We start from the raw sequence: 17,638 nt of genomic DNA on the forward strand, positions 1-17,638 counted from the left end.
GATGAAAAATCTTAGCTTTATCGCAGGCCTGGTGATTTTACTGGGCCTGATGATCTGTAGTTTGTTTATCGGTGCCGGTCACGTCACCTTCGCCGATGTCTGGTCTGATCCCGATATGCGCGACATTTTCCTGCTTAGCCGTGTGCCGCGAACCTTGGCATTGGTGCTGGCAGGGAGTGCGATGAGTGTCGCCGGTCTGATTATGCAGATGTTGACGCAAAACCGTTTCGTCGAACCCTCGATTGCTGGTACCACCCAATCCGCCAGCCTTGGCTTATTGTTGGTTATGGTGTACAGCCCATCTGCACCGGTTATCGTTAAGATGCTGGTTGCCACTGTCTTTGCGATGGGGGGCACGGCACTGTTTATGCTGCTGCTGGCGCGCATGAGAATGAAGTCAGCTCTGATGGTGCCGCTAACCGGTATTATGCTGGGCGCGGTATTTAGTGCGGTCACGACGTTCTTGGCGATGGAGTTTGAGCTTTTACAATCGCTCGGTAGCTGGGAGTCAGGTGATTTCTCTGGCGTACTGCAAGGCCGCTATGAGTTGCTGTGGATCGTGGGGGCATTAACGCTCATTTCCTGCCTAATTGCCGATCGCTTTACGGTGGCGGGGATGGGGCGAGATTTTTCAGTCAACGTTGGTTTGAATTATCAACGCGTGATGTTGATCGGGATGTCCATTATTGCTATCACCAGTGGTGTGGTAGTGGTGGTCATTGGTGTATTGCCGTTTCTGGGGTTGATTGTGCCCAATATTGTCAGCATGGCGATGGGCGATAACTTACGCCGGACTATCCCTTGGGTGGCATTGTGTGGCGGAGGATTGGTTGTTCTGTGTGACATTATCGGCCGGTTAATCAGCTACCCATTTGAAATACCTGCTAGCGTTATTTTAGGGGCCATTGGCGCACTTGTTTTCCTGTTATTAATCGTGAGGACAAAGCGCCATGCAAGCGCGTGAGTATGCCGTAAAAGAAAGCCCGCTTCAGGCGAATAACAAGGTGCTAAGCTCACCGGCAAAAAGACTCTTGTTAATGAGCATGATTGCCCTCGTGGCTATCATCATCTTCATGACGATTAATCTGAAGGGGAATATTCAATATATTCTGGTTCACCGCGGCTTGATTTTAGCCACCATGTTATTAGTGGCGTTTGCCGCGGGCATTGCGACGGTATTATTCCAAACCGTCACCAATAATCGCATTTTAACGCCGTCCGTCATGGGGCTTGAGGCGCTGTTTATCCTCATCCAAACGATGCTGATATTCTTTGTCGATGCCAATGGCTTCAGAGTGTTAGGGGTGACCGGTAAGTTCCTCTGCGAATCGGCATTACTGCTCTTGTTCTCGGTCGTTCTTTACCGCTGGTTGTTGACTGGCGTGGGGATCAATCTGCATAAAGTGTTACTCATTGGCTTGGTTTGCGGCACGTTATTTCGTAGCTTATCCAGCCTGATGCAGCGCCTGCTGTCACCCAGTGAATTTGCCATATTACAGGGGCGGGTATTTGCCACCTTTACCCGAGCTGCGCCGGAAATTATTGCTTTGTCCACGGGGATCATTGTGATCGTGGGGATTGTCGTTTGGCGCATGCGTAATTGCCTTGATGTGATTGCATTGGGGAGAAATACCGCGGTTAATCTGGGTGTCGACTATCAGAAAAAAATAACCGTTATCCTCCTGCTGGTCTCATTATTGGTGGCTATCTCAACCGCCCTTGTCGGGCCGCTGACCTTTTTAGGTTTACTGATCGCCAATCTGGCATATCCGCTGGTGGGGTCATTCCGCCATCAATACCTGCTACCGGGCGTGTTCCTGCTAGGGGCGATTACCTTGGTGGGGGGCCAGTTAATTCTCGACCGCCTGTTAAATATGTCGGGAACACTGTCGGTGGTGATTGAGTTTGTTGGTGGCGCGCTATTTATTTATCTTTTAATCAGAAAGGCTCCAGTGTGATTGAAATTAATGGCATTAATAAAAAATACCAAGACACATCGGTGCTCAACAGTATTAATGAGCGTATTCCCTCTGGTGGAATAACCTCAATCATTGGGCCAAATGGTGCCGGTAAGTCTACGTTATTGTCGATCATGAGCCGGTTGCTGACGCCCGATAGCGGGCATGTTTTGTTTAATGATCTGGATGTCGCCAAAACATCTGGCGATAAGCTGGCGACGATTTTATCGGTGTTACGCCAAGAGAATCATTTTACTAGCCGCCTGACGGTGTCTGATTTGGTGGGGTTTGGTCGCTATCCTTATTCGAAAGGGCGGCTGAATGAAGACGACCGCCAGCATATTGACGCTGCGATGGCGTTCCTCAATCTGACGCCTTTTAAGGATCGCTATCTTGATGAGCTTTCAGGTGGGCAGCGGCAGCGTGCCTATGTTGCGATGGTGCTGTGTCAGGATACGAAATATATCCTGCTCGATGAGCCATTAAATAACCTAGACATGAAGCATTGCGTGGCGATGATGAAGCAATTACGGCGCGCGGCGGATGAATTGCAAAAAACCATCATCTTGGTGATCCACGATATCAATTTTGCCTCAGCGTATTCCGACCATATCATTGCGATGAAAGATGGTGAAGTGATCTATCGGGGAGCACCAGAGGAGATTATGAAGCCTGATATTTTGGAGGACATTTTCGATCTGAACATCAGTATCGAAAAAGTGCAGGGCCAGCATATCGCGATTTATTACCGTGATAACTAATTACCGCGATAACTCATCATCGTGATAACTAAGCCCTGCGATAGCTAGGCCCTGCAATAAATAGGCCCCGCTATAAATAGCCCCGCGTTAAATTGCTGGGTATTCTCCGGTGCCTTCTGGCCAAGGGGTCAGTAGGTCGTAGCCGGTGTCGGTCACGGCAATGGTATGTTCCCATTGGGCAGAGAGCGAGCGGTCTTTGGTGACAACGGTCCAGCCATCAGACAGTACGCTGGTGGCGGCTTTCCCCGCATTAATCATCGGCTCGATGGTGAAAATCATACCCGCTTCGAGCACCATGCCCGTTCCTGCAATTCCGTAATGCAGGACTTGCGGGGCAGTATGATATTCCTCACCGACACCGTGACCGCAATATTCTCTCACGACCGAAAAACCCGCGCCTTCCGCGACCTGTTGGATAGCTGCGCCAATATCGCCGAGTGTGGCACCCGGCCGCACTACTTTGATGCCTTCGACCATGGATAAATAGGTGATATCCACCAAACGCTTAGCCCTGACCGATGGCTCACCAACATAGTACATTCTGCTGGTATCGCCATACCAACCGTCTTTAATAATGGCCACATCGATGTTTACGATATCGCCATTTTTGAGTTTTTTATCCGATGGGATCCCGTGGCAAACCACATGATTGACGGAGGTACAAACGGTGTGTGCATAACCGTGATAGCCAATATTGGCGGGGATCACCTTCAGCTCGTTCACGATGTATTCATGACACAACCTGTCTATCTCATCGGTGGTGACGCCGGCAACAACATAAGGCGTGATGATTTCCAGCACTTTAGCGGCAGCATGACCGGCGGCGCGGGCCATTTCAATCTCAGCTGGTGAGTGGATTTTTACGGCTGTCATTGTGCTTCCTCTTCTTTATTCAACTGAGCGTCATTTTGAATCATTCTGGTAATGTCAGCTCCGCCATGGAGTTCTGCCTGAACCAATGCTCTGGCAAGTTCATGATGGGTTAATTGGGGATAAAGTTCTGCCAGCATCCCTATTTTGAGCCAGTGCTCAGCCTGCGAATTAATGGAGCGGCTCATGGCGTTGCTGGCGATACGCAGGTTTTCATGCATCAAATCGGAGATTTTTACGATACCCATTTAGCACCTATATTCAGACAATACCTATACCCAGATAACGCCTATACGAAACATATATAAAACGTATATTGCCATAACGGCGGGTAAATGACACTCAAAAATAGGGCATCTACTTTTTAAATAAGAAGCGGTGAAAGAGTCAGCAGTGAAGTGGGAGGCGGTGAAAGAGGAAGCGGTGATAGATAACCTGATGACAGGCCTGATAGATATCGCTATCAGGCCTGAGAGGGGGTTATTTTATGCGAGCAACAGGAGCTGCTTCGATGACCAGTGTTTCCAATGGTTTTAGCGTGATAATCACCGGTTTGCTGTAATCAACGGGCAGGGTGGTATTCGCGCCGTACACCGGTTTGAGAGTGAAGCTCGTTGTTTCGCCGCTCGGAATTTCGAAACTTTTGGTCAGGTCTAAATAGTAACTTTGCTCTTTATCCAGCGGATTTCGTAAACCCAATATCGCTTTATTTGGGTTCCATGATGCCCAGCCATACACTTCCAGCGAGGTTGGGTTGCCACCAATCCAATGGGTATCCACCAGCACATCACTATTTTCCCGTGACCATTTAGCGGCGTTGGCCAGCGTGTCCCATTTATGACTGTTTAGCAGGGAAGGCGTGATGTAGAGCTCTTGTAGCTGGGTGCCTGTGGCAAAGTAACTCCATACCTGATCGGCAAAATCGCGATCAGTTTGTTCTTTCTCCAGTCCAAAATAGGCGTTTTCTGCACTGACAATACCGTGATACATCAGTGAATTGATGGGGAATAACGGGCCTTTACGCACAATCGAGCGGTAGGTTTCAGCATCACGGTAGGTCATCCATTGCTGAGCGGGCGAACCTTTGCCAAAGAGGTTGATATCATCGCCCTGACGCCAAATAGAGTCCGCGTAGAACAGCCATGACGGGCTGGCATCGGTGCCCGTGGTCAGGTTGATAAACAGGTCTTTATTGACCTCTCGCATGTTTTTAATCAACTCGATAGAGGCGTCGAAGTCAGAGGCGAACTGGCTACCCTGAATATGCGAGTTGGCGTTACCCATACCGTCTAGCTTGAAGGAAGTGATGTGTTCATTTTTGATGAGCTTGATGATCTGCTCATTAAAATTGCGGAAGTAATTGGGGCCGGACAACGCGAATTTCCCATCAACGGTTTCGAAACCATTTTCTTTCGCGTGCGAGACGCGGATATCGCGTGGTTTGTTATACCCGCCCCAAGGTGATAGCCATAGGCCCACTGAGGTATGCAGGCTGTCGGCCTTATCTTTCACTACCCCGAATCCTTGGCTAAACGCAGGGCCAAACAGCCATTTGCCGGTGCGGTCATCCCAGCCGTCATCCAGTAAGAAGCCGTCCAGTTTTACCCCACGTTTTTTAATCAGCTCGTTAGCGTAGGTATCCATACGGTTGAGCACTTCTTGCTCGGTGTAGGTGGTGAAGAAACCAATATCCATCCAGCTATTGTAGTGAAGGTAGGGGTGATAGGGGCGCGCACGCATCTCATTGATAAATTGGTTAAAGCTACGGCGAAGCTGATTACTTTCTTCAAAGGTGCCGAAATAGGTAGTGAAGGTGACAGGTGCATCCGTCGTAATAGGCGTTTTTAGCGGCACATTCAAATTGGTTGTTGTTTCATAGGCATAGGTATTGACGATCGGTTTTTCCGGCAGAATAAAGAAACTGTCAGCAATGATCGGCGAGCTATTGATGGCACCATCTACGTAAGGGGCTTGGGATTGCCCTTTGGTCGGGAAGAAGGTTATTTTCGCCACATCGCGTGGCTGACCTTTCGCTTGAATCTGGTAGTCGATACTGGCGTATTTCCCTTTTAATACGTTGAGCACCACGACGACATCAAAGTCTTTATGTTCGTAATTGATATGAATGGCATCGCCTTTCTGACTGACATTCTTAATTTTAAAGTCGGCGGCGTGGATCACCTCTTCGTTAGGCAGTGTCAGAAAGAACAGTTCCACCGGGGCAAGTTTATGGTTTGAAATCTTATCTTGTATCACGACAGCGGAGTTTGCATCGTTAAAAGAGAGGGCTATTTTATCGTTATTCAGCAGGTATTCGGAGGCAAGGGCGCCATGGCTCACCAGCAACAAGAGCAGTGAGCTCTTTATCATTATTTTCATACGATGTCCTTGTATTTGTAGGTACAGAAAAGCTATGAGTATTTTTATTAGATGTAGCAGATAGTGACGCAAACTCAGGGTGTTACCCGACGGTTGAGCCGGGTAACTTTTTCAGGGTGTAACATTTAAAGCGAGGTTTCAGTTTCAGGGATTAATTTATTCGCCGAGCCACAGACGGTGATTTTACTGCGGACCACTTCTTTCATGGCGTCCATACCGACGCGCATGTAAAAACGAGGATCATTGCCTTCGGGGTTATCACCAAACCATTTTTTGACCGCCGCCGCGAAAGCGATTTTTAGCTCAGTAGCGACATTGACTTTGCACACCCCCAGCTCAATGGCACGTCTGACATACTCATCAGGCACATCGCTGGCACCGTGCAGAACCAGCGGAATATCGACCACTTCGTTGATTTCTGCCAAACGCTTAAAATCAATTTTGGGGCGTTTGGTGTACAACCCGTGGGCCGTACCGATAGCAACAGCAAGGCTATCGACCCCCGTGAGTTCGACAAAGCGCCGTGCTTCTTGTGGATCGGTGAGAAACGCACTCTCTTCATCGACTTCCATATCGTCTTCCACCCCCCCCAAACGCCCTAACTCAGCTTCCACGCTGCAATCGTGGCGATGGCAAAAATCAACCACGGTTTTAACTAAGCGCACGTTCTCGGCAAAGGGGAAATGGCTGCCATCAATCATCGCACTACGGACACCAGCATTGACCTTGCGGCTGATATCTTCCAGTGATTCATGGTGATCAAGATGCAGTGCAAGTGGCATACCATAGCTTTCAGAGTAGGCTTTACACAGTGCGTAGATCTCTTCAAAGGCAATGTGTTTAAAGGTGCCCGGTGTGCCCGCAAGGATAACCGGTGACTGCATCTCTTTGCAGACTTCAAGAATGGCCTGAATGGTTTCCGCGTTATGGATGTTAAAAGCGGGAACGGCGTAACCTCGAGCCTGCGCGTCTTGCAACAGATATTTAGTCGAAATGATGCTCATGATGTGATCCTCTCAGCCTTTCCAAGGGTGAATAACGACACCTTTCACGACACGGTTTACTGTGCCGCTGGCGGAAGGCGTGTCAGGGGTGATGCCTGCTTTGATGGATTCGTTGAGGGCGAAAATTTGGGTGTACATCAGGAAGCAGAATGCCTGTTCGACATCGATAAACTCTCGGGCAGCGGGCAGCAAGATGTGCGGCCCAGCAGTGATTTCAGGACTTGGCTCGGCTGAAATGGCCACCACGCGCATCGCTTGTTGGTCGCGGCGTAGCTCGCCGAGCAAATCGAGGTCATATTGGCGGGTGTAAGGGTGGCTTGAGACAAAGACCACAACCAATGTTTCTGCATTGACCAATGATTTTGGCCCGTGGCGGAAACCGGTCGGGGAGTCATAAAATGCCGCCAGTTTACCGGCGGTCAGTTCGAGCACTTTCAGCGCCGATTCACGCGCCACGCCCTGTAACCCGCCACTGCCGAGGTAAACAATCCGTTTGAAAGGCAGGTCACCAAACGCAGATGCACTGAAGTCATCCTGTGAAGCGATTATCTGCTGGCAGCGTGTTGCCACATCGCCAAAACGCACGCTGTTAATGATGTCGGGGGCGAATACGCTCAGGCAGCTAGCCATCATGGTACTGATACTGCTGGTCATGGCGAAACCACGGTCATGGGTTTCGGCTGGCATGAGCAGCGCAAGTGAATTATCACTTCTCAGAGCACTTTGGTACAAACTGCCCGCTTCATTACAGGTGATGACCAGATGGTGGCATTGGCTTACGAGTTGGTCGGCTAAGTTAACCGCCGCGACGCTTTCGGGACTATTACCGGAGCGTGCAAAGGAGATAAGCAGCGTCGGTCTATGGGTAGACAAATAGTCGACTGGATTGGTCACGAGGTCTGTTGTCGGCACCGCGACAAAGTTTTTGCCACTATGGCGTGATAGCCACGGCGCAATAATATCGCCGATAAAGGCTGAGGTTCCCGCGCCGGTCAGGACAATCTGTAGGTCCGGTTTTTGTAGGAGTGGCGCAAGAAAAGTGTCGATATCACTACGCTGGCTTTCGATGTTTTTTAACGATAGGTTCCAGCATGCAGGTTGCTGGCGGATCTCTTTTTCAGTCCAGGTTGTTGTGCCACAGGTACTGGCAGATAGGGTTTCGCTCATAACTCAGTCCTTAGTAGTGCCTATTCAATGGATCAGTGCCAAGTCGAATATGACAGTCTTTCGTTTCATTTCACTTCATCGACTTTATGCTTAATTGAAAATCTATAGAAAAGAAAACGAAAGGTCAACATAAGAAAAGAAATAAAACGAAAAACGTGATCTGAAATAGGGTGAGGCATTGCTAATGTATTGTTTTATAATGATATATTGTGATTTCAGATAAATGATTGAGAAAAGAAGGAAAGGAAAGGAAAGGTTTGTGGCGGATGTGGCCACAAACCAAAGTGATATGCAATGAAAGGGCTACAAGGAAAGTTGCTGACCATCAATCCAAATAGTTTGTAGATTGAGCTGTGAATCAAGTGCAATAAGGTTGGCTCGCTTACCCACCGACAAAGAACCGTAGGTTTGATCAACCCCCAACATTTTGGCGGGATGTAGGGAGGCCATATGAATGGCATCTTCAGCAGGCACACCGACGTCATTGACCAAATTACGCACCGCGCTATCCAACGAAAGTGTACTGCCCGCCAGCCCGCCGGAAGCGGTACGGACTACGCCCTGCTGCATGGTTACCCTGTGGCCACAAATTGAATAGTCACCATCAGGCATCCCCGTTGCGCTCATCGCGTCGGTGATCAGCAATATTCGCGGCTTGGCGCAGGCACAGCAAAGACGCATGACAGCAGGGTGAACATGGTGACCATCTGCTATCAACTCAAGCCAGGCGCGCGGGTCGGTCAATCCCGCGCCTACCATACCGGGGTCACGGTGATGCAGGCCCGTCATGCCATTGAAACAGTGCACCAGCCCGTCCGCTCCGGCATCAAATGCGCGAACCGTTTCTTCATAACTCGCCGCACTGTGGCCGAGCATGACTTTTATGCCACGGTTTTTAAGATGCTTAATCGCCGCTAAGGCACTCGGTTTTTCAGGTGCCAGTGCCACGACACGTAATGTGTTCTGTGACACATCAATCAACCGATTAAGCTCGGCAATATCGAGCTCACGGAACAACTCCGGTGGATGTGCACCTTTGTTTTGTGGCGTGAAATAGGGGCCTTCAAGATAGCTGCCCAGAACGGTCGCCCCAGGCCCCCCTTGGTGGTGACGCTGCGCAATGCGTTTTAACGCGCCCTCGACTTCGATAAGGGGCGCGGTGACGGTGGTCGGCAACCAAGCGCCGACCCCCTCATGGGCTTTATGCCATGCCAACTTATCCAGTACCTCTGGCGCGTCATCCATGACATCGACACCTTTACCGCCGTGGACATGAATATCGATGTAAGCAGGACACAGCAGTTCAACGTCACGCAAACTCACACCCGACGGGATGGGTTCGATGGCAACGATAGTGTTGCCTTCTAGCCGCAACTGATGATCGTCAAGCCAGCCCTGCTCAGTGAGCAGCCGCCTTGCTCGCAGCAGTGCTGTCATATCCCTTCCTCAACCGGTACGGCCTCGCGATAACGGCCCATTTCGTCAACCAAACTGGTTAAGCCCCGGTGACCACACTCGAGCGCCTGAAGGCGGAACTCCTTGCTACTAAGACCATCGCGCTCCAGCACCATCTCCAGTAGGAGCTGTAAATTTACGCCAGTAATGACTTCACGTTCTGGTTTTAGCATGGCCAGTGTTGAGGCCACGCGGAAGGGGGTTCCCCCCAGCAAGTCGGTTAAGAAAATCAGCCCTTCTTTTTCGTCTAGACTCGCAATGGCCTCTTCAAACTGCGCCGTCAGTAATGCGGTGGAAGAACTTTCGGGGAAATCGATAGCGATTACTTGGGGTTGATCGCCAAGTATCTGTTTCATCGCCTTTTCAAGCCCGCTGGCAAACCCACCGTGACCGCTGAGAATAATGCTTAACATAGTGCTCCTCGCTTACAGAAAGTGGCCAAATTTCCCGACAATCCCTAATACCACCGTCAGACCAATGAGTTTCAACGGGCTCCAGCCACGGCGGACTAACGCGTACATGATAAGGGTGTAGACCAGCGGTAGAAAAGCAGGCATCAGTTTGTCGATAACGTCAGCTTGCAGTTTCACCACGGCGTCGCCTGCGGTAATTTCAAGCGTCGTGGATAAGCGAACGTAGGTGGCGACAAGCGCGCCGATCACAGTCATCCCAACGATAGACGCTGCACGGCCCACCTTCAGTGTATTGGCTTTGATGAGCGGGATAGCGGCAACACCCATGCGATAGGCATAGTGAGCTAACCCGAAACGCAAACCAAGATGGACGACGTTAAACATCACCAGAAATACAATTGCACCGAGGATGGAACCTTGCAAGGCCAAACTGGCACCAATACCGCCACAAATGGGGAGTAAGGTTAGCCAAAACATGGCATCGCCAATCCCGCCAAGCGGGGCACCCACTGCAATCTTGGTGCTTTGAATACTGTTCACATCCTGCTTTGAACGCTCCATCGCCAATATAATGCCGATAACGAAGGTCACGAGGAAAGGATGGGTATTGAAGAATCCCATATGGCCTTTCATGGCCCGCGCCAAGTCATTCTTATTGGTGTGGATCTTTTTCAGCGCCGGCAACAAGCCATATAGCCAACCGGAAGCCTGCATACGCTCATAGTTAAATGAGGCTTGCAACAGCATGGAACGCCATGCCACACGGTTGATATCTTTCTTCGTCAGCTCCGCACCGATAGTTTGGTCTTCATAGATATTGTCGTTGCCATCAATAACTGACTTTTCAGTGATGCTGGCGTCGGGCAAAACTTGAGTATTAGATACCATCTTCGAATTCCTCTTTCTGAGTGCTGGAAGTCTGTTGTGGAGTGGAGTCTTTACGCATGAAATCGATGAGCGCCATCGCCAACGCCGCGGCAGCAATAGCCAATACCGGGAGTTTTAGCCAAGCGGCGGCGACAAAACCGAGAATGAAATAGGGGATATAGACATTTTTCATCATGATCTTCAGCAACACGGCAAACCCGATTGCTGGCATGATGCCACCTGCGACGCCTAGGCCGTCAATGAGCCGAGCGGGCAGCACATCGATGACTGTTTTGGCATGATCTGCCCCAAAATAGATGGGCAAAAATGCACAGAGAAAATAGAAGGTACCGAGTGCTAATAACGCCAGATAGTTAACGCGTTCAATGCCCGCGGTATCGGCGTTCGCTGCCATTCGGTCGCAACGGGCCATGACACCAGACATGATAGAGAATAGGAATGTGATACCCATTTGTACGGCAACCGCGAATGGCACGGCAACACCGACGGCGACTTCTGGCTTAACACCGGCCGTAATCGCAAAGGCGGTGCCGACAATGGTACCGATAATCACGTTTGGCGGTTGAGCGCCTGCCAGCGGTGCAAGCCCCATCCAGACCAGCTCAAGGGTACCACCGGTGAGGATCCCCATATGAAGGTCGCCAAGGATCAGACCAACCAACGGCCCGAGTACCACTGGGCGGTGCATATGCGTGAGGCCATTGAACATATCCAAGCCAGCAATAAAGGCCAGAATCCCCAACGCGAATGCCTGTAATAAGCTAATTTCCATAGAAAATACCTCAGAGGAGTTTGTAGAGATCCTGAGCGGGCTCTGTCGGCACGCCCTGAATAAAACATTCCACCCCTGCTTTTCTCAGGCCATAGAAAGCGGCAATATCCTGATCATCGACAGAGACGGTTTTCGCAATTTGTTGTTTACCTTCGACATAGTGCATGTTGCCGACATTAATTCGGGTCACAGGCACATCACCGTTCACCAGCGTGAGAAAGTCTTCGGGACTTTTACAGACCAGCAAAATTTTCTGCCGGTCAGTGGCACGATGAATATTGTCGATGACTTTCTGCAGCGGCCAAAAGCGCACGGCAATGCCTTCTGCTAACACCATTTCCATCAAGTTTTGCTGAACTTGATCTTCGGCCACTTCATCATTGGCAACCAAAACCAAATTCGCGCCAGCAAACCCCACCCATTGAACACCAACTTGGCCATGAATGAGACGCTCATCAATACGACTTAAGACAATGTTTGGCATGCTTTTTTTTCCTTATTATCATTGTGTTAATGGGACGGCGACGTTCCCATGCAGGCCGCATGGTACTGGCGCAATACATCCTGAATATGGTCAATAATCAGTTCGTGCGGTGTGGCCTCAAGCCGTCCGGCACGGACCTCGGTGTACTGAAGAGGCAGATACTGGCTAATCAACGGCAGTGGGATCGGTTGGTCCGCTAAGTTACTCATTAATCGGGAATAAGCCTCGTTAATCTTGTCATTAGGCCAGTAGTAACGAATGCGGTCAGAATAGCTGTAGCTACGTGCCAGACGGCAGGCATCGTTATTACCGTGATAATGATGTTTCCAATGCTCCGGATGTTCCAGCATGACGGTTTCCAGTACATCCCGTAGCCCAGAACTCGGGTATGGAGGCTGTAATTCCTGCTCGATAGCCGCCAGAGAGAAAAGTGCTTCACGTAATGCGAAAGTGAGCGCGGGGCCGACTTTCAAAATGGCAAAGTGATTCTGAACTAACTGTTGCAGGGCGAGCGGAGTTTGGTAATCGGTGGAGTGAGCTTCAAACACCATGGTGTCAAACTCTTCGATAGTGTGGCTGAGAGCAAGAGATTTCTCAGGCTGATAATCAATAACATGAGTATGATCGAATTCTACGCCTGGTTGGACGACGAGCCCGATAATCCGTGGCCACAAATCGTGCAGACCTTGTTGCTCAAAAGCGTGGCGGTGAGCCTCTAATGTCGCTTTTGCCGCCCGCGGTGAGGTGACCTCAAGTGTGAGGAGCGTTTCGTGTGCGCCACCCGGAACGGGGACTTCTGTGCCGATAACATAAACTAGATCGGATGACCCTTGCTTATCCTTGCGGGTCTGTTCCGCAATTAAGGCTAACCTTGCTGCTCTTGCGGCGACGATTTCATCGGTTAAAGGCACTGGATCATCGGCACACGACATGCTGCAATCGAGGTGGATTTTCTTAAATCCAGCGGCAACATAATGGCGAATGAGTTCTTCTGCCTGAGACATTGCTTCAGCCGCTGGGGCATTCTGCCAGCGGTTTGGCCCCAAATGATCGCCGCCTAATACCAACTGATGACGAGGAAGGTGATGTTTATCGGCCATTTGCTCAGCAAATTCACGAAAATCAGCTGGGGTCATACCGGTATAGCCGCCATACTGATCCACCTGATTAGAGGTCGCCTCTACTAATAAGATAGATTGCGTGTCACGGGCGTGGCGCATTGCCGCTTCCAGCACCATCGGATGAGCAGAACAGACGGCAAAAATGCCACATCGGTTATCGTGCTTATGGTCAGCCACAAACTCGGTTAAATGTTTCACTTTCCTCTCCGTATTGGGTTTAGGTCACTTCTGCCTTTCGGTTCGTTTCACTTGATACTGCTTTATGGATCGATAAAAACAAAACGAAAGGTATCGGAAATGGGATCTGTTTCGCAAAAGAAACATAATGAAAGGGTGATTTCGGGTTCAGGCGCACTATTTGACCTAAGGTAAAGACTTGCTTTCCGGCAAAAGAAAGGCGTTAATAGCCGAAGTGAAATGAAACGAAAGGCTTTTGGAAAGGATCTCATATGAGTAATACCGATTCGGCAATGGATAAGCGTATCACCGGCACCAGTGAAAGACGTGAACAGATCATTCAGCGTCTTCGTCAGCAAGGAAGTGTTCAGGTTAATGATTTATCGTCATTTTTTGGTGTTTCTACGGTGACGATCCGTAACGATTTGGCCTTTCTGGAAAAGCAGGGCGTCGCGGTGCGTGCTTACGGTGGTGCGCTAGTGTGTGATGCTGGGGGGGCTGGAATTGAACCGACGGTTGAAGATAAAAGTGCCCTGAATACGCCTTTAAAACGAGGTATCGCGCGCGTTGCTGCAAACCTGATCAAACCTGGGCACCGCGTTATTCTCGACTCCGGTACCACAACCTATGAAATTGCGCGCCATATGCGTCATCACAAGGACGTCATTGCGATGACAAACGGCATGAATGTCGCGAATGCCTTGCTTGAGGCAGAAGGGGTAGAGCTGTTGATGACGGGGGGGCACTTGCGCCGCCAATCCCTTTCTTTCTATGGCGATCAGGCTGACCAATCGCTGCAAAATTATCACTTCGATATGCTTTTTCTCGGGGTCGATGCTGTCGATCTGGAGCGGGGTGTGAGTACCCATAATGAAGATGAAGCGCGGTTAAACCGCCGGATGTGTGAAGTGGCGGAGCGCATCATTGTGGTCACTGATTCCAGTAAATTTAACCGCTCCAGTTTGCATAAAATTATTGATACTCAACGCATACATATGGTGATTACCGATAAGGGCATCCCAGAAGAGAGTTTGAATGGTTTGCGTAAAGGTGGGATTGAAGTGATCCTCGTTGGGGAGTAAACCCACTCCTCTCTAGCCAAGACGTCTCACCGAGTCAGAGTTGCAGCCTGCTAGATGCCGGCTGCAATAGTTTTAAATCGTCACAATAACGAGGATATTTGCCGTAAAGCACCGGCGTTGAATGCCTCGCTTATTTGAATATCGCTTCACCGCTAGGTGAGATAACGTGACTAAGTCGTAGCACGTGGAAAGGCAGATATTCAATCATGATGGTGACATATTGATTTCGATACACCCCATATAATCACTTTTAGGCATTAATTATTTATCATAAATATTAATGTGAATATGATAATGACAGCCATTATGTAGCATAAAAGTATATTGGCAAAGTCTGCAGGGGAATAATCTCTGAAACGAACAAAAATAATCATTAATATAAATAAACAATGCAAGATACTGATTTATTTAACCTGATGTCATTTTCTTGACACTTTTCCTTAACATAATTCAATGATGAGAATACTCAATAGTGCTTTTTATTTTTGATAAATTAATATGTTATTGCTGTGCATTTATAGCCTACACTTAATCACTCATTAGCGAGCAACACTATTATAGCGCCGAGCATAATAATGCGTTAATCGTGAACAGAATCGCTTAATTCTGACCAATATGAGGTGACATGTGTTTCAACCAACGTCTTATCCCCATGCCGTAACGAATGAATTAACATCATACTGGGCTAAACGTGCTGAAGGTTACAATCAGGTCAGCAATGACGAGTTACAGAGTAATAAGCAACAAATTTGGCTTAATTTTATTCTCGGGCTAGCGCCGCAAAAAGAAACCTTAAAAGTGCTGGATATTGGTTGTGGGCCTGGATTTTTTGCCGTCACCTTAGCCATGGCGAAACACCAAGTCACCGCAGTGGATGCCACACCGGCGATGTTGGAGCAAGCCAGAAATAACGCCCAACAGCACCACGTGGATATCGAATTTGTGGAATCTGATGTGCATCAACTGCCTTTTGCCGACAATCAATTTGATCTTATTGTCACCCGTAATGTCACTTGGAATCTGGCCAACCCCGCAAAAGCGTATCAAGAATGGTATCGGGTATTAGCCAATGAAGGGCGGTTACTGAATTTTGATGCTAACTGGTATTTGCGTTTGTACGAACCGCAACGCGTGGCGGGTTATGAGCAGGATCGGCTTAATGTTCAGAAAGCGGGTGTCGAAGACCAATATTTACACACAGATACTGTGACGATGGAAAATATTGCTCGGCAGCTACCTTTGAGCCGAGAGTTACGCCCTCACTGGGACTTTGCGGTGCTGGTGGATTGTGGTTTCCGACGGATACACATTGATCTTTCTGCGGCAGAGGCGTTGTGGGATGACACCGAAAAACTGAATAATGCTTCCACCCCGATGTTTCTTATCGCAGCAGAAAAATAACGACATTATTCATTTACCCCACTGTATTGGAGTCATTTAATGCGCTTAACTTTCGCTCCTCTGCTATTTCTGTTTGTGTCTGTTTGTGGGCTTTTTCCCCTTGGAGCATTGGCACAAAACAGTTCCCAACTAAATTATGCCAGCACTAAAGATATCCGTGACATTAACCCTCACCTCTACTCGGGGGAAATGGCTGCACAGAATATGGTGTTTGAATCACTGGTCATTAATACCGATGAAGGCGTAAAGCCTTTCCTCGCACAAAGCTGGACGATCTCTGATGATGGGAAAACCTATACTTTTCAGTTACGCAAGGATGTCAGTTTTAGTGATGGCGAAAGATTCAATGCCGATGCTGCCAAAAAGAATATCGATGCTGTACTGGCTAACTACCAACGGCACGCATGGCTAGAATTGGTCCGTCAGATCGATAAAGTGAATGTCACGGGTGAATATGAACTTCAGCTAATCTTGAAAGAACCCTATTACCCAACGTTAGTCGAGCTGGGGCTAACACGTCCTTTCCGCTTTATCTCCCCAAAAGATTTTATTAATGGGCAAACCCGTGAAGGCGTGAGTGCTTATTCGGGGACAGGGCCGTGGGTATTAGAGCAACATAACAAGAATCAATACGCGATATTTGCGGCCAATGATCACTACTGGGGCCAGAGCCCGAAAATTGACCGAGTACAGTGGCAGGTCATCCCTGATCGTCAGAGTATGTTGATGGCGTTACAAAAAGGGGATGTGCAGCTTATCTTTGGTGCTGATGGCGATATGCTGGACATGGATACGTTTGAGGCATTGCAGAATACCGGCAAATTTACCGCAGTAATGAGCCAGCCGATTGCTTCGCGCGCGCTAGTGCTCAATAGCAGCAAAGCAATCACCGGTGAGCGAACCGTCCGTCAGGCACTGCAATATGCCGTCGATAAAAAAGCCATTGCAGAAGGTGTGATGGATGGAACGGAAACGGTCGCCGATACGTTGATGTCACGGCATGTCCCTTATGCTGATATTGACCTGCCGGTTTACCATTTTGATCCCGCAAAAGCCTCGACGCTGTTAGAACAGGCGGGCTGGGTATTCCCCCAAGGGCAATCTTTCCGCAGTAAAGCAGGCAAACCTTTACAACTGATGCTGTCTTACAACAGTAATAACGCAGCGGAGCGTGAAATTGCTGAAGTTATTCAAGAAGATTTTAAAAAGGTCGGCGTTGATTTAAAGATTGTCGGTGAGGAGAAGCAGTCATTTTTGGATCGCCAAAAATCAGGTGATTTTGATATTCAATATTCATTATCTTGGGGCACCCCATATGACCCTCAATCCTATGTTTCGTCCTTCCGTATTCCCGCCCATGCTGATTATCAGGGGCAAAAAGGGCTTGCCAGCAAACCCAAAATAGATCAAATGATTGGCGAACTTTTGGTCTCTCCAGATGAAAAACAGCGTCAGGCTTTATATCAACAATTGTTCACCTTATTGGCTGAGGAAGGCGTTTATATTCCGCTGACCTATTCACGCACCAAAGCGATTTATAGTAATCAGCTTCGTGGGGTGAGTTTTAACCCCTCCCAATATGAAATCCCGTTTGAAAAAATGTATTTCGAGCCAAAAGCATAATTGCTGTAGAGAGAGTTGATAGGGTAATAGAGTGATGAGAGTTTCACCCTATTACCCTGGGATTATCAATAACGGGAGAGAAA

Annotated in this window: 17 protein-coding genes; 6 read left to right on the forward strand and 11 right to left on the reverse strand. The window is 48.9% G+C overall.

All coding sequences use genetic code 11. From position 1 onward, the window contains the following. Position 1 precedes the first annotated feature (1 nt). From DA391_RS03245 to DA391_RS03255, 3 genes are read left to right on the forward strand one after another with little or no spacing between them, the layout of a single operon-like run. The gene (locus DA391_RS03245; RefSeq protein WP_050286980.1) at positions 2-964 is read left to right on the forward strand and encodes an ABC transporter permease; all 963 of its coding nucleotides are present in this window, start codon (positions 2-4) and stop codon (positions 962-964) included. Beyond that, positions 951-1,958, forward strand: coding sequence for an iron chelate uptake ABC transporter family permease subunit (locus tag DA391_RS03250; protein WP_050083692.1), 1,008 nt, complete (start codon positions 951-953; stop codon positions 1,956-1,958). Before DA391_RS03245 ends, DA391_RS03250 begins: the two co-directional genes overlap by 14 nt. Continuing rightward, positions 1,955-2,719, forward strand: a complete 765-nt coding sequence (locus tag DA391_RS03255; protein ID WP_050083693.1) for an iron ABC transporter ATP-binding protein — start codon at positions 1,955-1,957, stop codon at positions 2,717-2,719. Before DA391_RS03250 ends, DA391_RS03255 begins: the two co-directional genes overlap by 4 nt. Before the next feature lie 87 nt (positions 2,720-2,806). On the opposite strand, the gene map is transcribed toward DA391_RS03255, so the two are convergent. The 11 genes from map to kbaZ all read right to left on the reverse strand — a co-directional run bounded on the left by map (position 2,807) and on the right by kbaZ (position 13,470). Further along, a complete protein-coding gene (map, locus tag DA391_RS03260; protein ID WP_050874780.1) occupies positions 2,807-3,592 on the reverse strand; it encodes a type I methionyl aminopeptidase in 786 nt (261 codons plus the stop codon). Next, on the reverse strand, positions 3,589-3,837 hold the full coding sequence (locus tag DA391_RS03265) for a ParD-like family protein (RefSeq protein ID WP_019211933.1): 249 nt from the start codon (positions 3,835-3,837) through the stop codon (positions 3,589-3,591). The genes map and DA391_RS03265 overlap by 4 nt, the downstream gene beginning before the upstream one ends. 232 nt (positions 3,838-4,069) lie before the next feature. Next, a complete protein-coding gene (locus tag DA391_RS03270) occupies positions 4,070-5,968 on the reverse strand; it encodes an enterotoxin (protein ID WP_050083695.1) in 1,899 nt (632 codons plus the stop codon). A gap of 125 nt (positions 5,969-6,093) precedes the next feature. Continuing rightward, positions 6,094-6,972 carry a tagatose-bisphosphate aldolase subunit KbaY gene (kbaY, locus tag DA391_RS03275; protein ID WP_019211931.1) on the reverse strand — a complete coding sequence of 293 codons (879 nt, stop codon included), beginning with the start codon at positions 6,970-6,972 and terminating at the stop codon, positions 6,094-6,096. A gap of 12 nt (positions 6,973-6,984) precedes the next feature. Then, on the reverse strand, positions 6,985-8,139 hold the full coding sequence (locus DA391_RS03280) for an SIS domain-containing protein (protein WP_050874779.1): 1,155 nt from the start codon (positions 8,137-8,139) through the stop codon (positions 6,985-6,987). Positions 8,140-8,442: 303 nt separating this feature from the next. Continuing rightward, positions 8,443-9,576 carry an N-acetylglucosamine-6-phosphate deacetylase gene (nagA, locus tag DA391_RS03285; RefSeq protein WP_050286971.1) on the reverse strand — a complete coding sequence of 378 codons (1,134 nt, stop codon included), beginning with the start codon at positions 9,574-9,576 and terminating at the stop codon, positions 8,443-8,445. Then, complete coding sequence (gene agaF / locus DA391_RS03290) at positions 9,573-10,007, reverse strand: PTS galactosamine/N-acetylgalactosamine transporter subunit IIA (RefSeq protein WP_049611378.1); 435 nt, start codon at positions 10,005-10,007, stop codon at positions 9,573-9,575. Before agaF ends, nagA begins: the two co-directional genes overlap by 4 nt. Positions 10,008-10,019: 12 nt before the next feature. After that, positions 10,020-10,895 (reverse strand): PTS N-acetylgalactosamine transporter subunit IID, encoded by an 876-nt coding sequence (gene agaE / locus DA391_RS03295; protein WP_019211927.1) that lies wholly within the window; start codon positions 10,893-10,895, stop codon positions 10,020-10,022. Continuing rightward, entirely contained in the window at positions 10,885-11,667 is a 783-nt protein-coding gene (agaW, locus tag DA391_RS03300; RefSeq protein ID WP_019211926.1) for a PTS N-acetylgalactosamine transporter subunit IIC, read from the reverse strand. Before agaW ends, agaE begins: the two co-directional genes overlap by 11 nt. A gap of 10 nt (positions 11,668-11,677) precedes the next feature. Continuing rightward, on the reverse strand, positions 11,678-12,151 hold the full coding sequence (gene agaV, locus DA391_RS03305; protein ID WP_019211925.1) for a PTS N-acetylgalactosamine transporter subunit IIB: 474 nt from the start codon (positions 12,149-12,151) through the stop codon (positions 11,678-11,680). Between the two features lie 26 nt (positions 12,152-12,177). Next, positions 12,178-13,470: a tagatose-bisphosphate aldolase subunit KbaZ gene (gene kbaZ / locus DA391_RS03310; protein WP_050874773.1), complete on the reverse strand. Its 1,293-nt coding sequence runs from the start codon at positions 13,468-13,470 to the stop codon at positions 12,178-12,180. A gap of 251 nt (positions 13,471-13,721) precedes the next feature. Here kbaZ and DA391_RS03320 point away from each other — a divergent pair, with 251 nt between their 5' ends. The 3 genes from DA391_RS03320 to nikA all read left to right on the forward strand — a co-directional run bounded on the left by DA391_RS03320 (position 13,722) and on the right by nikA (position 17,555). Continuing rightward, complete coding sequence (locus DA391_RS03320; protein ID WP_019211923.1) at positions 13,722-14,531, forward strand: DeoR family transcriptional regulator; 810 nt, start codon at positions 13,722-13,724, stop codon at positions 14,529-14,531. Positions 14,532-15,158: 627 nt separating this feature from the next. Beyond that, on the forward strand, positions 15,159-15,932 hold the full coding sequence (locus DA391_RS03325) for a class I SAM-dependent methyltransferase (RefSeq protein ID WP_050083700.1): 774 nt from the start codon (positions 15,159-15,161) through the stop codon (positions 15,930-15,932). 39 nt (positions 15,933-15,971) lie between these two features. Further along, complete coding sequence (gene nikA, locus DA391_RS03330; RefSeq protein ID WP_108087367.1) at positions 15,972-17,555, forward strand: nickel ABC transporter substrate-binding protein; 1,584 nt, start codon at positions 15,972-15,974, stop codon at positions 17,553-17,555. The last annotated feature ends 83 nt before the right edge of the window (positions 17,556-17,638 follow it).

Origin of the sequence: Yersinia massiliensis, assembly GCF_003048255.1 — a bacterium.
In the GTDB taxonomy this organism is placed as follows: domain Bacteria; phylum Pseudomonadota; class Gammaproteobacteria; order Enterobacterales; family Enterobacteriaceae; genus Yersinia; species Yersinia massiliensis_A.

Bases quoted from the DNA above. Each gene is read 5' to 3' on its own strand.
- DA391_RS03270 (WP_050083695.1), bottom strand. From the start codon at position 5,968: ATGAAAATAATGATAAAGAGCTCACTGCTCTTGTTGCTGGTGAGCCAT.
- DA391_RS03265 (WP_019211933.1), bottom strand. From the start codon at position 3,837: ATGGGTATCGTAAAAATCTCCGATTTGATGCATGAAAACCTGCGTATC.
- DA391_RS03280 (WP_050874779.1), bottom strand. From the start codon at position 8,139: ATGAGCGAAACCCTATCTGCCAGTACCTGTGGCACAACAACCTGGACT.
- agaE (WP_019211927.1), bottom strand. From the start codon at position 10,895: ATGGTATCTAATACTCAAGTTTTGCCCGACGCCAGCATCACTGAAAAG.
- map (WP_050874780.1), bottom strand. From the start codon at position 3,592: ATGACAGCCGTAAAAATCCACTCACCAGCTGAGATTGAAATGGCCCGC.
- kbaY (WP_019211931.1), bottom strand. From the start codon at position 6,972: ATGAGCATCATTTCGACTAAATATCTGTTGCAAGACGCGCAGGCTCGA.
- agaV (WP_019211925.1), bottom strand. From the start codon at position 12,151: ATGCCAAACATTGTCTTAAGTCGTATTGATGAGCGTCTCATTCATGGC.
- DA391_RS03245 (WP_050286980.1), top strand. From the start codon at position 2: ATGAAAAATCTTAGCTTTATCGCAGGCCTGGTGATTTTACTGGGCCTG.
- nagA (WP_050286971.1), bottom strand. From the start codon at position 9,576: ATGACAGCACTGCTGCGAGCAAGGCGGCTGCTCACTGAGCAGGGCTGG.
- nikA (WP_108087367.1), top strand. From the start codon at position 15,972: ATGCGCTTAACTTTCGCTCCTCTGCTATTTCTGTTTGTGTCTGTTTGT.
- DA391_RS03320 (WP_019211923.1), top strand. From the start codon at position 13,722: ATGAGTAATACCGATTCGGCAATGGATAAGCGTATCACCGGCACCAGT.
- DA391_RS03250 (WP_050083692.1), top strand. From the start codon at position 951: ATGCAAGCGCGTGAGTATGCCGTAAAAGAAAGCCCGCTTCAGGCGAAT.
- agaF (WP_049611378.1), bottom strand. From the start codon at position 10,007: ATGTTAAGCATTATTCTCAGCGGTCACGGTGGGTTTGCCAGCGGGCTT.
- agaW (WP_019211926.1), bottom strand. From the start codon at position 11,667: ATGGAAATTAGCTTATTACAGGCATTCGCGTTGGGGATTCTGGCCTTT.